Source organism: Amycolatopsis sp. NPDC059657 (assembly GCF_042734395.1).
In the GTDB taxonomy this organism is placed as follows: Bacteria; Actinomycetota; Actinomycetes; order Mycobacteriales; family Pseudonocardiaceae; genus Amycolatopsis.
Genome location: NZ_JBHWEB010000008.1, coordinates 20,882 through 33,510, shown reverse-complemented (window position 1 = coordinate 33,510; position 12,629 = coordinate 20,882). Strand labels below are relative to the sequence as shown.

Here is a 12,629-nt window from a genome sequence, read left to right as displayed (position 1 = left end):
GCGCCGAACTTTAAGGGGTAAAGGAGTCGTGGGGGGTTCGGGGGGGGGTGTACCTCGGGGAAAAAAACCACACGCAGATAAACCCCCCCCGCCCCCCCCGGGGGGGTGTGGTTTTTTTTGGGGGGTTTGGGTGTTGGTGTCGGGGGGCCCCCCCTTCAACAACTTTTTTTTTACCGGCGGGGTCGGGTCCCCCCGGTACCCCCCCCGCCCCCACCCCCCACGACTCGAAGATCACCCGGCCGGCGCGCACGGTGCGCAGGCAGGTCGGGAGGGGTGCGTCCGCGTCCAGCTTGGGCAGCGGCGGGACGCCCGCGCGGGGGTCGGTCGACCAGCGCGCGACGCGTGAATCCGCCGTGGCGACCACGAGTTCGGGTGCGTCCCAGACCGCGTAGTGGGCGGGAGCGCCGGGGACCAGCGCGCCGGTGAGGCCGTCGTTGATCCCGGCCGCGCGGTGCCCGCCTCGGGTGTGCGCGGTGAACGAGGCGCGCGCGGACAGCCCGGAGCCTGGGGTGCGGTGGTAGGTCGCGGCGCGCACGCTCGCCCACGGGTCGAGCGGGGTGACCGGTGCGTCCGAGCCGAACGCGAGGACCACGCCTTCCGAGGCGAGCATCGCGAACGGGTTCAGCGCCGCGGCTCGGTCGCCCAGCCTGGTTGCGTACATGCCGTCCGTGCCGCCCCAGGCCGCGTCGAACTGCGGTTGCATCGAGCCGGCGACACCCCAGGACGCCAGCGCGCGGGCTTGCTCGGGGGTGATCATCTCCAGGTGTTCGAGCCGGTGGTGGCGCGACGCCAGCGCGCGCTGCCCGACGGTCTTCTCGGCGAGACGGAAGCCTTCGACGACCTCGGCGACCGCCGCGTCGCCGATGACGTGGAAGCCCGCCTGCAGCCCGGCGTCGGTGCACGCGGCGAGATGGTCGCCGATCGCGGCGGCGTCGAGGTAGAGCGCGCCAGAGGTGTCCGGTGCGTCGGTATAGGGCGAGCACAGGGCGGCTGTGTGGGAGCCGAGGGCACCGTCGACGAACAGATCGCCCGCCAGTCCGCGCACGCCGAGGCGGCGCGCGGTGTCGATCGCGCCGTGCTCGCCCCAGTACGCCACGACCTCGGGGCCGTCGGTCAGCGCGAGCAGGTCGAGCAGGTCCTGTTCGCTGGAGATGTCGGGCCCGGCGCATTCGTGGACGCTGACGATGCCGCGCGACGCGGCCGTGTCGAGGAACGCGCGCTGGGCGCGGGCGCGCTGCTCGGAGGTGATGGCCGCGCGCATCGCGTCGCGGACGCGGTGGTGGGCGTCGCGGGTGAGCGGGCCGTCGGGCGACCAGCCGTCGGCGGCGCGGGCCTCGGGGGTGATCAGTGCGCTCGACACGAGCGCGGAGTGGACGTCGACGCGGCTGAGGTAGACGGGCACGTCGCCGGCGGCGGCGTCCAGTTCGGCGCGGCTGGGCAGGCGGGGGTCGTTCCACTGTGACTCGTCCCAGCCGTGCGCGATGAGCACCTCGCCGGGCCGGACGGCGTCGCGGACCGCCGCCAGCAGGCCGGCGGCGTCGCGGACGCGGGTGAGGTCGAGGCCGGTGTGGTGCAGGCCGGTCGCGGTGGCGTGCACGTGGGCGTCGACGAAACCGGGCGCGACGAACGCGCCGTCGAGGTCGACGATCTCGGCGCCGGGGTGCAGCGCGCGGGCCGGCGCGTCCTGGCCGACCCAGACGATGGTGCCGCCGGTGATCGCCATGGCGGTGGCGTCGGGTGAACCAGGGGTGTAGACGCGGCCGCCGAGCAGGAGCGTGGTGCTGTCTTCCGTCACTCCGGAGAGTCTTCCAGGCGCTGGATCTGACACTGTGCCGCGCTGCGTGATCACGACTCGGACGATAATATTTACGTCCAGCTGACGGTATGACAGGATATTTTTACGTTTTCCCGACGACTAGGAGCAACAGTGACTGCGATCCAGGAACCTGTCGCGATAGCCGCCGACGCTCTGGAACAGCCGTACGAGTACCGGCGGACCGAGTTGGTGGAACCCGACTGGCGCCGCTTCCCCGGCTGGAGCGATGTGACCGAGGCCCAGTGGCGCGACGCCCAGTGGCAGCGGGTGCACTGCGTACGGAACATCAAGCAGCTCAAGACGCTCATGGGCGATCTGCTCGAGGAGCGCTTCTACGACGACCTGCTCGCCGACCAGCGCGAGATGGCGACCATGTCGATGCTGCTGCCTCCGCAGATGCTCAACACGATGGCGCCGCAGGCCGGTTCCGACCCGATGAAGGTCACCGAGGCGTTCTACGCCGACCCGATCCGCCGGTACATGATGCCCGTGCGCAGCGACCGCGACAGCGAGTGGCCCAGCCACCCGCACTCCGAGCGCGACTCACTGCACGAGGCCGAGATGTGGGTGGTCGAGGGCCTGACCCACCGCTACCCCACCAAGGTGCTGGCCGAGATGATCTCGACCTGCCCCCAGTACTGCGGCCACTGCACCCGCATGGACCTCGTCGGGAACTCGACCGAGCAGGTCGACAAGCACAAGCTCTCACTCAAGCCGGTCGACCGCCAGGACGCGATGATCGACTACCTCAAGAAGACTCCCGGCGTGCGTGACGTGGTCGTCTCCGGCGGCGACGTGGCCAACGTCCCGTGGCCGCAGCTCGAGTCGTTCCTCATGCGCCTGATGGACATCGAGACGGTCCGCGACATCCGCCTCGCCACCAAGGCGCTCGCCGGCCTGCCCCAGCACTGGCTGCAGCCGAAGGTCGTCGAAGGCCTCGAGCGCGTCGCCGTCACCGCGCAGCGCCGCGGCGTCAACCTCGCGATCCACACCCACGTCAACCACGCCCAGTCGGTCACCCCGCTGGTCGCCGAGGCCGCGCAGACCGCGCTCAACGTCGGCGTCCGCGATGTCCGCAACCAGGGCGTGCTCATGCGCGGCGTCAACGCGACCCCCGCGCAGCTGCTCGACCTGTGCTTCGCGCTGCAGGGCGAGGCGAACATCCTGCCGTACTACTTCTACATGTGCGACATGATCCCGAACGCCGAGCACTGGCGGGTCTCGGTGCACGAGGCGCAGGAACTGCAGCACGCGATCATGGGCTACCTGCCGGGTTACGCGACCCCCCGCATCGTGTGCGACGTGCCCTACGTCGGCAAACGCTGGGTCCACCAGCTCGCCGAGTACGACCGCGAGCGCGGCATCTCCTACTGGACCAAGAACTACCGGACCGGGATCGAGCACACCGACCCCGACGCGTTGCAGCGGCACTACCCGTACTACGACCCGATCTCCACGCTGCCCGAAGCGGGCCGCACGTGGTGGGCCGAGCACAACGGCTGACCGGCGCGTCCCGAGAGGCGGCACCATCGTTTCGCCTCTCGGGACGCACCCGCCCAGTCACCTGGGCGTGGTGCGCGGTTCGACCCCATGCCCGGGCTCACGACGAGGTGACACCTTTCGGCGCCTGATACGTCGGCCCTGGCTCGCGGGCCCACGATCACGCGCGACCGCGGTATACGCCTCGAGACGTGACCGCGATGGATCACCGGTGGGCACCGGCCGGAGACCAAGATCGCTCACGTCGACCTCGAGATCGGGCGTGAACACCTCACCGAAGCGTTCATAGGCGCCGGCGTCACACAGATGACCATGAAGTGCGATCACCTCGTTGATCTGCAGACGGTCGCTGACGGCCAAACTCATCTCAAAACCCCCAGGAACATCGACGAAACCCCAACCGGCGAGGCTAGCACCGTGATCCACTTCCCGAAGGGCCACCGCTGAGCAGGCCGCGCCGTTGACCTCGCCTGGGCGGGATCTGGGCGGACCACGCGGCAAGGTCCACCGCGGCAGGCAGCAGCGGACACGGAGGGGAACCATGACCAACCGGACACTCAGGCTCTTGGGCGCCGGCGCACTCGTCTTCGCGGGGGTGGCGGTCGCCGCGCCGTCCGTCGCGACCGCGGCGCCCACCGGATGCTCGTCGCAGTACATCGACAACGCGACGGGCGGCCAGGCCTACTGCACCAGCGGCACGGGCACCTTCCGGATCAGGATCGATTGCCGGAAGCCGGGCCAGTCCACCACCTACCCACGCACCGGGATCTGGGCGCACCCGGGGCTGATGAAGAGCACCATCTGGTGCTACGAGGGTGACACCGCAGTCCGCAAGGACATCAACTACAACACCTGAGCACCCGGCTGGGCGGGTCCCCGCGACCCGCCCAGCCGCGCGGCATCACGCCTTCTCGTGCTCCACCACCACGTCATAGAGCGCCGGGCTCGCGCTGACGAAGCCCGGCACGCCACGCATCGCCGCCCGGAAGGCCGGGTCGGCGATCGCGTCGCGGTAAGCCTCCTCGCTGTCCCAGTGCGCGACGTTGATCAGCTGGAACCGTGCGTCCGAGAGCTTGGCCCGGTGCAGGCGGAAGTCCCGGAAGCCCGGCGTGGTGGTCGTGAGCATCGCTCGTTCCCGCCACTGCACGATGAACGCGTCCACCTCGGCGGCGGGCAGCTCGATGACATTGATGAAGGTAACTTGTTTTTCAACCATGGTTGAATTGTGGAACCTCGACCGCGCTGGAGGTCAAGGCACGCCCGCTCGCCGTTTCGACGCGGGCAGAGCGGGTACCCGGATCCCGGCGTCAAACAGCCGGCGTCGTTCGCTAGCGATCGAAGCGAAGGGCGGCTGGGACGCGTGGACTTGGATTTCGACGGCACTTTGACGCGAGGGCTGCGTGACTACATCCGGCTGACCGCCGAAGCGCTCGGGATCGTCGGCGACAGCTGGTTCGTCTCACCCGAGCGGCCATGCAACGCCTATATCGCGCTCGACGGCAGGCACGCCGGGCACGATGTCGCACTGCTGTGGAGCGAAACGCAGGGCTGGAGTCTCGCGGCCGAAACAGGCGACGGCGACCTCGTCGTGGCCCGCCTCCGCGGCAACGCGATACCTGCCGCTGGTGAGGTCGCCGCCTGGGTACGGCGGGAGTTCCGGCCGCGAGGCGAGCGAGCGGACGTGTCGCATCCTCGGCTCCGAACATCGGGACAAGCGCCTCTTCGGCCAGTACGGCACAGTTGAGCCGGTATCTGCCCCGCGTTCGCAGGAGTGGCGTCATGATCCTGATCAACATCAAGTTCCCCATCCGTCCCGACAAGATCGACGAATGGGTGGAACTGGCCAACGCCTACGCCAGGGACGTCAACACCGAGGAAGGCTGCCTGTTCTTTCAGATCTCCCGCAGCCTCACCGACGAGAACGAGTTCATCTGCATCGAGGGCTTCAAGGACGCCGAAGCCGGCGCCGCGCACGTCAAGCACTCGTACGTGAAGGAGTTCTTCGAGGCCGCGCCGGATCTGGTCTCCGCGCAGCCGCAGATCATCTACCTCGACGCTCCGCACGACGGCTTCGGGCCGATGGGCGAGATCCAGCCCCGCTGAACCCGGAATGGGGAGCGACGCTCTCGGCGCATCAATTTCCGCCATGGTGAAAGCGCTATCACGAAATGCGTGAAGCGAGCGAACGGGCCGACGCGGTGACTGCCGCCGTCGCCTCGGTGAGGCCGGTGCCCTCCGGTGAGGTGGACAGGATCACCACGATGTATCTGTCGTCCTCGCCCACCAGCCCTGTGGTGTGCGCGTCCACGGCACCACGCCCGGCCGCCCAGCCCTGTTTCACCGCGACCGGGCGCTCCTTGAACGCCGACGGGATGCCGAAGCGCTGGTCGAACCCGTCGGCCGCGACCTTCGCCGACTTCCGGAGCGGGGTGAGGAGCTGGTCGCGCTTGGCCTTCGGCAGCTTGAGGATGTACGTGTAGACCGCCGCGATGTCGTCCGCCGTGGACAAGGTGTCGCCCCAGCGCCCCCGGTCGGCAGGCGGCGTGGTGTGCCGCAGGCCGATCAGCGCGACGGCCCTGGTCACGATGTCGGTTCCGCCGTTGCGGGACCACAGCGTGCTGGCGATCCCGTCGTCGCTGGCCGAGAGCATCCGCTGGATCTTCGTGACCTCGGCTTTGTCGCGGACACCCTTCTCGACGACGGCGTCGAGCGCGATGAGCAGTTTCACCACCGAGGCCATGCGGAACTGCTCATCGCCACGGGTGCGGACGATCTTCTCGCCCGACTCCCTGTCGAGTACCACGGTGGCCACCCGGGTGGCCGGATCCGCGTCGGACCGCAGCACCGAGTAGCCCAACACGCCCGCCGCGACGGTGACCACTGTGGCCACGGCGATACCACGCGGGAATCGTCGCTTGGGCCGGGAGTGTTGGATCGGAATGGTGCGCTGGTCCAGCATATTGCGAGTATTTATAAACGGCTATCCGCGCGCAATAAGCGTTCTGTCATAAACGTGTAACAGTGCCTCCTCGAAAAGGAAATGGGTCGATCGGTCGATGTGGAAATGGCCTTTCGGCCGATCCGGTCAGCCGTTTTTGGCCGCGCGGCGCCTGCGGTACCGCTCGGTGAGCAGCAGCGCGCAGACCAGCACGACGGCTCCGGCAGCGACCTGGACGATCACGTTGAGCCCGGCGAAGGAGCTCAGCATGTTGACGATGGCGGCGATCGCGAGCGTGAGCCAGAGCAGGATCCCGGTGGCGCCGGTCCCCTTGCGGGCCGGGCGGTAGGTGTCGGTGTTCATGCCACGAAAGCTATCCGCGCAGGTGGGTGCCCCACGATGGCCTGCTCCCCCGTAACCGGGGTGTCGCCAGCACCACCACGCCCAAGCTCGTGCGGCACGCAGGTCGTCGTGAGGTCGTGAGTGATACGGCCGGTTCTAACCGGTCTAAACACTCACGACCCTTTTTACCGCTTAAGCGGGAAGCAGGCCGTACCCTTGCCTGCGTGACGTTGGGCCCCACGACGCAGGTCATGCACGCACTCGAGCAGCTTTGGGCGGAGATCCGGCGCAGGCACGCCGATGTGCCCGAGGCGATTCTCGTGCTCGCGTCCGGGACGATGGGCCAGCCCACCGAGATCTTCGGCCACTTCGCACGGGCCCGCTGGCACGTCGGCGACGGCGTCGATCCCCGCGCCGAGTTCTTCATCGGCGCCGAGGGACTGCGCAGGCCCGCGACCGAGATCCTCGGGACCGCGTTGCACGAGGCCGCGCACGGCCTGGCCGCCACCCGCGACATCGTGGACGTCAGCGACGGGCGCTACCACAACCGGAAGTTCGCCGAACTGGCCGAAGAACTGGGCATCACGGTGCGCAAAATGGACCGCCAAGGCTGGTCCGACACGGCCGTTCCCGCTGACACGGCCACCGCCTACGCCGACCACGTCGGGGTGCTCGAGGCGGCGCTGACCGTGTGGCGCCACACCGAGACCGAAGCCGTCCAGCGGATCCTCGAAACCCCGGAACCCGAAGACGGCAACACCGAGGTCGAGACGCCCGCCCGCGTGCGGATCGACCTCGGCGCCGTCGACGGCCGTGGCGCACACCGAGGCGGCGGCAACTACATCGCCGTCGGCTGCGGCTGTCCGAAGCCGCGGCGCGGCCGGTTCGCGCGCAGCGTCTTCGACCTTGGGCCGGTGACCTGCGGAGTGTGCGGCGAGCCGTTCACCGAAGCCGAATGACCTCGGCGTAGGTCTGCTCCGGCGACAGGCCGTCGGTCGGCACGACCCGGCAATCGGGCCGTATCGCCAGGTACGCCGTGAGGTGGTCGTGGATCCGCTCCAGCAGTTTCGGGCCGCCGCCACGCGTGATGATCTCGTCGATGTGACGGTGCCTGGCGTCGTGACGGGCCGCCGTGCGCCCGGCGAACCGGTCGAGCATCTGCGGCTTGGCGATCGTCAGCACGATCTCGCGGTACTGCGCGCCGGCGCGGGAGGCGGCCTCCTCGAAGCCCTCGATCTCCGCGAGCCGGGTCGTCAGCTGCGGCATCACGACATCGTGTCCCGACCGCAGATGGGTCTCGGCCATGGCGATCGCCAGTGAACGGCCGGCGTGCAGTGTCGCCCAGAAGTCGTCCCGCCAGCCGCCGATGAGACTGACGATCTGGTCGGTGTCGAGGTTGAGCACGCCGGGGTGCCGGTCGGCGTAGAGCTGGGCGATCGTCGACTTCCCGACGCCGGACGGCCCGTTCAAGTGGATCAAGCGCGGCATGCGCCGGACGCTACTCGACGAACGGCCGCGTCGTCTGGACCTGGTCGCGGCCCGCGTTCTTCGCGCGGTACAACGCGTGGTCCGCGGCACGCAGCAGGTCGTCGACGCTGGTGCCGCCGTCGGCAGGGTGCACGGCGGCGCCGATCGACACCGTCAAGCCGGTGACGCGGATGCCGTGCTCACCCGGCAGGTCGACCGCCACCGTGTGGATGCGCAGCCGGATCCGCTCGGCGAGGTTCTCCAGGTTCCTGGCGGTGCCGATGTCGGGGACCAGCACCGCGAACTCCTCGCCGCCGAAGCGGCCGACCGCGTCCTGGCCTCGGGTTTCGGCCTTCACCGCGTCGGCGACGGCACGCAGGACCAGGTCGCCGTTGGGATGACCGTGCACGTCGTTGATCCGCTTGAAATGGTCGAGATCGAGGAACAGCACACCGGTGACACGGGTGCCGCCCGCCGCGCGCCGCAGGGTCTCCTCGGCGAGTTCGGTCCACCATTTCTTCGTGAACAAGCCGGTCGTGACATCGATGCGGGCGGCCAGCTGATGCTGCGAGAGCAGGATGCCGCGGTGGATCGCGACCAGTGCGATCACCACACCGGCGAGCACGAACGGGTTCGCCACGACCAGCAGCACCGCCACCACCAGGCCCAGGCCTGCGGTTCCGGCTTCGAGCAGCTGCTGGGAGAACCCGCTGAACAGCTCGCGAACGGTCGTTTCGGGTCCTGACAACGCGATCGCCGTCATCACCAGCCCGGTGTTGATCGCCCAGCGCAGCACGGCGGCCGCCGCGATCACGCCGACATCGGCCAAACCGGGCAGCAGTGCCGTCGCCGGGGCGCCGGGGTAGTGGTGCATGCCGAGCGCGAGCACCGCGACCGCGGCCTGGGTGCCGAGCAGGACGGTCGACGCCGCGAACACCCAGCGGTGCGCGGGAATGGGGCGCCGGGCCGGCCAGATCCGGCACCACGCGTAGACGTAGGTCCAGACCACCATGGCCGTCGCGAGCAGCGGCGGCAGCACGATGACCGCGGCGACCGACCAGACGGCCTTCGTGTCGACGTACGCGACCGTGGAGTCGCGGGCATACTCACGCTGCCGTTCGACATGGCGGGTCAGCTCGATCGCGGCCGCGGCGGCGATCGCCAGCACACCGGCCCTGATCAGGTCGAGCGAGCCGATCGGCACCAGCTTCGCGGTGGCCGCGCCGGCCGCGACCGCGAGGAAGTCGATCGCGAGCACGTAGCCGAGCACGCGGGGCGGCCGCTGCCACAGCAGCCAGCCTCCTATCGGTCCTCGCACCCGCCTCACCAGCCACAACAGGGGTGCGCACCCGCACCTGGACCATCCACCGTAATCGAATTGGCACAGCCGGTCACCGGAATGTGTTGAGACCATGATGCGCGAATCGGATTTCCCCCGGTTGGCCCAACGAAGGGAGGTGCTCCGATGAGCGACAACAACTGGTGACCGGCCACTCCCCTGACCTGCTAGGCGGCATCCGGCTGGGCCGCGGCCGTCGCACGGGCCCAGCCGGTGGCGGCGGCCGCCGCGGCGAGCACACCGGCGACCGCGAACACCGCGATCACCAGCGACGGCGCGATCGCCTGCGCGAGCAGCCCCGACACCACGATCGCCAAGCCCTGCGCCGCGCGGAACGCGGCACCGGCGACGCCGAGCGCCTGCCCGCGCCGCGCGTCCGGGGCCAGCCGGACATAGGTGGCCTGGGTGACCATGTCATGCGCCGAGAACGCACCACTCAGTCCCCACAGCAGGGCGCTGACCAGCACACTCGGTGTCCAGCCCGTCGGCAGCAGCACCAGGCTGCTCGCCGCGGCGAGTGGACCGAGCAACGTCAGCCGCCGCGACGGCGCGAGTCGCTTGAGCACCAGCACCCCGGCGATCGTGCCGAGCGGGTTGGCCGCCAGCAGCCAGCCGAGCTGCGAGTTCGCGCCGAGCTCGGCCGCGTAGGGGACGGCGAGGCCTTCCGGCACCACGTAAAACCCGCTGCAGCAGGCGATGCCGAGCAGCGCGAGCAGCCGCTTGTCCGCGGCGACCAGCCGCCACCCCGCCGTGATCGTCGGCCAGCGACCGGCTTTCGGCTCTGCGGATCCGGCGGGCCGATGCGGACGCAGTGTCATGCGCAGCAAGGTGGCCGAGAGCAGGAAGGTGCCCGCGTCGGCCCACAACGCGCCCGCCGGGCTGAGCGCGTCGACCACCGCGGCGCCGCCGCCGAATCCGAACGCCAGCCCGCACTGATAGGTCATCGACAGGATCCCGGTGCCGGCGACCAGCCGGTCCCCGGCCAGCAGCTCCGGCAGTACAGCCTGCCGGGCGGCGGAGAACGGGACCGCCGCCAGCTGCACGAGCACCAGCAACGCGACCCGCACCGCGAGCGGGACACCGGGCAACGCCATCGCCGCGACCACCACGGCACGCGCGAGATCGGTCGCGACCATCACCGTCCGCCGGGAGAACCGGTCCGCGATGGCGGCCAGGACCAGGCCACCGAGCACATCCGGCACATAACTCACCGCGAACGTCAACGCCGTCAGCGACGGCGACGAAGTCTGCTGCCACACCAGGATCGTCAGCGCGAGCCGCGCCAGCTGGTCACCGGCCACCGACAGCAGATGCGCCGCCAGCAGCCCCCGGAACTCACCGATCCCGAAGACGGCGCGAAAAGTCGCGGGCCGATCCGCCGTGCCGGTCATCCACCCCGGAGTCGTGTGCCGTGCACCCCATCCCCCCTCACCCGGTACCGAAGGTAACCGTTCCACTGCCCGGCGGGAAGAGTTCCATTTGACGGTGCCGGGTCATCCTCCTACCGTCAGTGAGGCAAGACATCGGATGTTCAGCCCGATCTCCGGGGTGTCCACGCCCGCCGGCCGATGTGCACCAACCTGTCGACCCGCCGCCAGGAAGGACACACCGACGATGCCCGAACCCACGCGTCCCACCGGATTGACCAGGAGGACGGCGCTGCGCACGCTCGCCGCCTCCGCGCTCGCCGCCCCCGTCGTGCTCGGCCCGTTGCGCTCGGCCGCCGCCTCGCCGCTCGCCGCGCCCTTGTGGCATCCCGTTCCCGCCACCGACGGATTGAAGGCCTACGAGGGCATCGAAGCCGACCGAGGCAATCACCACCCCGACCGCAAATACGTCTACGTGGAAGGTGACCACTACCGGTTCAACATCTGGAAGGACGACCGCGACACCACCGGCGGCGGCGACCGCCAGCGCACGGAGTCCAAAGGCATGGTCCAAAATGGCACCATCCTGAAAATGCGCAACGGCGAGAACTGGACGCTGTCCTACGAGATGTACATTCCGGGCTCGCTGCACGGGACCAGCAAGTTCACGCACATCTTCCAGACGAAGACGCCGAAGACCAACGGCGGCCCCTGGGTGGTCTTGGACCTCACCCGCAGCGGGAGCAAGGAAATGATCAGCGCGCGGGCCTACGCCAACTCGGGCTCGCCGAACATCGCGTCCACCGAGCTGGCTCCGCTGCGTGACAAGTGGATCACCATCGAATGGACGTTCACCCCCGGCCCGAAGGGCGCCGCAGGCTGCGTCATCCGCAATGGCACCGGCTCGGGCGCGCCGATCGCGGCCCAGGGCAAGATGTCGAACGTGAAGATCCCCGACGAGGGCGACTACGTGCGCCCGAAATGGGGAATCTACCGATCGGTGCAGAGTGCGTCGTCCGACATTCTCGACACCTATCTCCTGTTCCGGAATTACTCGGCGGGGCGCGCCTAGCACGATTGCACGAAACCGTGCAGCACTCCGGGTTGATCTCCGGGAAAACCCCGATGCCGCTGGTCGCGGAGCGTGACAGCCTCGGTGGTGGCCATTGTGGACAGTGGTCATCACCGAGGAGAGGAATCAGCGCCTAGTGGAAGAACGCGAAGACGAAAAGACCATGCGGCAGGTCGAGGAACTCACGGAGTTCGGCGAGCTCTACCGGGCCAGGAAGGCGATCTCGCATCGCGGCTGGCACGCCGGAGCCGAACTGGGCGACCGCGACGGCGAAGGAACGATGCTGGCGTATCACGACTCCGGCGATGAGGCGGAGTACGTGTTCCGGGCAGGCGAACGCCCGCTGTTCAACATCATGAACGGCGGGCACCGGCCGCCGCTCGCCGAGTACGGCTACCTGGTGTGGACCCTGCGTCCCGGGGTCGCCGGGTCGGTCGGGCCGCAGGTGGGCAGGCTGGAGGTGGCGGGCACCGACGGGGTGGCCGTCGCCGCCGGCATCGTGGCCCACACGTTCGCCGTGAACATCGACATCGGGCCGCGACCGCGGACGATGGACGAGATATTCGACTGGCGGGCCCCGGAGCTTTCGGTCCGGGTGTTCGACAAGGGTGACGCGGTGCTCTACGAAGGCCCGCTGCTCACCGAGCAGTGGAGCGGCAAGCGGCCGTGACGCCATGACCGGGCGGCGTGGGTGCCGTGGGGGGCCCCACCCCCCACGCCCAAAAAGACACAGTGTCACGCCCCCTCGGGGGGGGGGGTGTTGGGGGCCGGGAAGAACACGGGCCCCG

General features: G+C 69.3%; 15 protein-coding genes. 7 read left to right on the top strand and 8 right to left on the bottom strand.

Annotated features, from left to right (window positions below; genetic code table 11):
* Positions 1-10 precede the first annotated feature (10 nt).
* Positions 11-1,795, bottom strand: coding sequence for an amidohydrolase (locus ACFV15_RS06640; protein WP_378349151.1), 1,785 nt, complete (start codon positions 1,793-1,795; stop codon positions 11-13).
* 132 nt (positions 1,796-1,927) lie between these two features.
* Here ACFV15_RS06640 and ACFV15_RS06635 point away from each other — a divergent pair, with 132 nt between their 5' ends.
* Positions 1,928-3,319 carry a KamA family radical SAM protein gene (locus ACFV15_RS06635; RefSeq protein ID WP_378349150.1) on the top strand — a complete coding sequence of 464 codons (1,392 nt, stop codon included), beginning with the start codon at positions 1,928-1,930 and terminating at the stop codon, positions 3,317-3,319.
* 57 nt (positions 3,320-3,376) lie between these two features.
* Here the strand turns inward: ACFV15_RS06635 and ACFV15_RS06630 are convergent, their stop codons facing one another.
* Entirely contained in the window at positions 3,377-3,682 is a 306-nt protein-coding gene (locus ACFV15_RS06630) for a nuclear transport factor 2 family protein (protein ID WP_378349282.1), read from the bottom strand.
* Between the two features lie 175 nt (positions 3,683-3,857).
* Here ACFV15_RS06630 and ACFV15_RS06625 point away from each other — a divergent pair, with 175 nt between their 5' ends.
* Positions 3,858-4,172, top strand: a complete 315-nt coding sequence (locus ACFV15_RS06625; protein WP_378349149.1) for a hypothetical protein — start codon at positions 3,858-3,860, stop codon at positions 4,170-4,172.
* A 45-nt stretch (positions 4,173-4,217) separates the two neighbouring features.
* Here the strand turns inward: ACFV15_RS06625 and ACFV15_RS06620 are convergent, their stop codons facing one another.
* Positions 4,218-4,532, bottom strand: coding sequence for an antibiotic biosynthesis monooxygenase family protein (locus tag ACFV15_RS06620; RefSeq protein WP_378349148.1), 315 nt, complete (start codon positions 4,530-4,532; stop codon positions 4,218-4,220).
* Between the two features lie 144 nt (positions 4,533-4,676).
* Here ACFV15_RS06620 and ACFV15_RS06615 point away from each other — a divergent pair, with 144 nt between their 5' ends.
* The gene (locus ACFV15_RS06615) at positions 4,677-5,060 is read left to right on the top strand and encodes a DUF6292 family protein (RefSeq protein ID WP_378349147.1); all 384 of its coding nucleotides are present in this window, start codon (positions 4,677-4,679) and stop codon (positions 5,058-5,060) included.
* 35 nt (positions 5,061-5,095) lie between these two features.
* Positions 5,096-5,419 carry a putative quinol monooxygenase gene (locus ACFV15_RS06610; protein ID WP_378349145.1) on the top strand — a complete coding sequence of 108 codons (324 nt, stop codon included), beginning with the start codon at positions 5,096-5,098 and terminating at the stop codon, positions 5,417-5,419.
* 58 nt (positions 5,420-5,477) lie between these two features.
* On the opposite strand, the gene ACFV15_RS06605 is transcribed toward ACFV15_RS06610, so the two are convergent.
* Positions 5,478-6,275, bottom strand: coding sequence for a hypothetical protein (locus ACFV15_RS06605; RefSeq protein WP_378349144.1), 798 nt, complete (start codon positions 6,273-6,275; stop codon positions 5,478-5,480).
* 126 nt (positions 6,276-6,401) lie between these two features.
* Positions 6,402-6,617, bottom strand: coding sequence for an NfeD family protein (locus ACFV15_RS06600; RefSeq protein WP_378349143.1), 216 nt, complete (start codon positions 6,615-6,617; stop codon positions 6,402-6,404).
* 203 nt (positions 6,618-6,820) lie between these two features.
* On the opposite strand from ACFV15_RS06600, the gene ACFV15_RS06595 reads away from it, so the two are divergent.
* Complete coding sequence (locus tag ACFV15_RS06595; RefSeq protein WP_378349142.1) at positions 6,821-7,555, top strand: hypothetical protein; 735 nt, start codon at positions 6,821-6,823, stop codon at positions 7,553-7,555.
* On the opposite strand, the gene ACFV15_RS06590 is transcribed toward ACFV15_RS06595, so the two are convergent.
* The 3 genes from ACFV15_RS06590 to ACFV15_RS06580 all read right to left on the bottom strand — a co-directional run bounded on the left by ACFV15_RS06590 (position 7,539) and on the right by ACFV15_RS06580 (position 10,793).
* On the bottom strand, positions 7,539-8,084 hold the full coding sequence (locus ACFV15_RS06590; protein WP_378349141.1) for an AAA family ATPase: 546 nt from the start codon (positions 8,082-8,084) through the stop codon (positions 7,539-7,541). The two genes, ACFV15_RS06595 and ACFV15_RS06590, sit on opposite strands and share 17 nt — an antisense overlap.
* Before the next feature lie 10 nt (positions 8,085-8,094).
* Complete coding sequence (locus ACFV15_RS06585) at positions 8,095-9,381, bottom strand: diguanylate cyclase (RefSeq protein ID WP_378349140.1); 1,287 nt, start codon at positions 9,379-9,381, stop codon at positions 8,095-8,097.
* Positions 9,382-9,569: 188 nt separating this feature from the next.
* Positions 9,570-10,793 (bottom strand): MFS transporter, encoded by a 1,224-nt coding sequence (locus ACFV15_RS06580; RefSeq protein ID WP_378349138.1) that lies wholly within the window; start codon positions 10,791-10,793, stop codon positions 9,570-9,572.
* A gap of 223 nt (positions 10,794-11,016) precedes the next feature.
* Here ACFV15_RS06580 and ACFV15_RS06575 point away from each other — a divergent pair, with 223 nt between their 5' ends.
* Together ACFV15_RS06575 and ACFV15_RS06570 are read left to right on the top strand one after the other, a co-directional pair.
* A complete protein-coding gene (locus ACFV15_RS06575; protein ID WP_378349137.1) occupies positions 11,017-11,841 on the top strand; it encodes a hypothetical protein in 825 nt (274 codons plus the stop codon).
* A 136-nt stretch (positions 11,842-11,977) separates the two neighbouring features.
* A complete protein-coding gene (locus ACFV15_RS06570) occupies positions 11,978-12,511 on the top strand; it encodes a hypothetical protein (RefSeq protein WP_378349136.1) in 534 nt (177 codons plus the stop codon).
* The last annotated feature ends 118 nt before the right edge of the window (positions 12,512-12,629 follow it).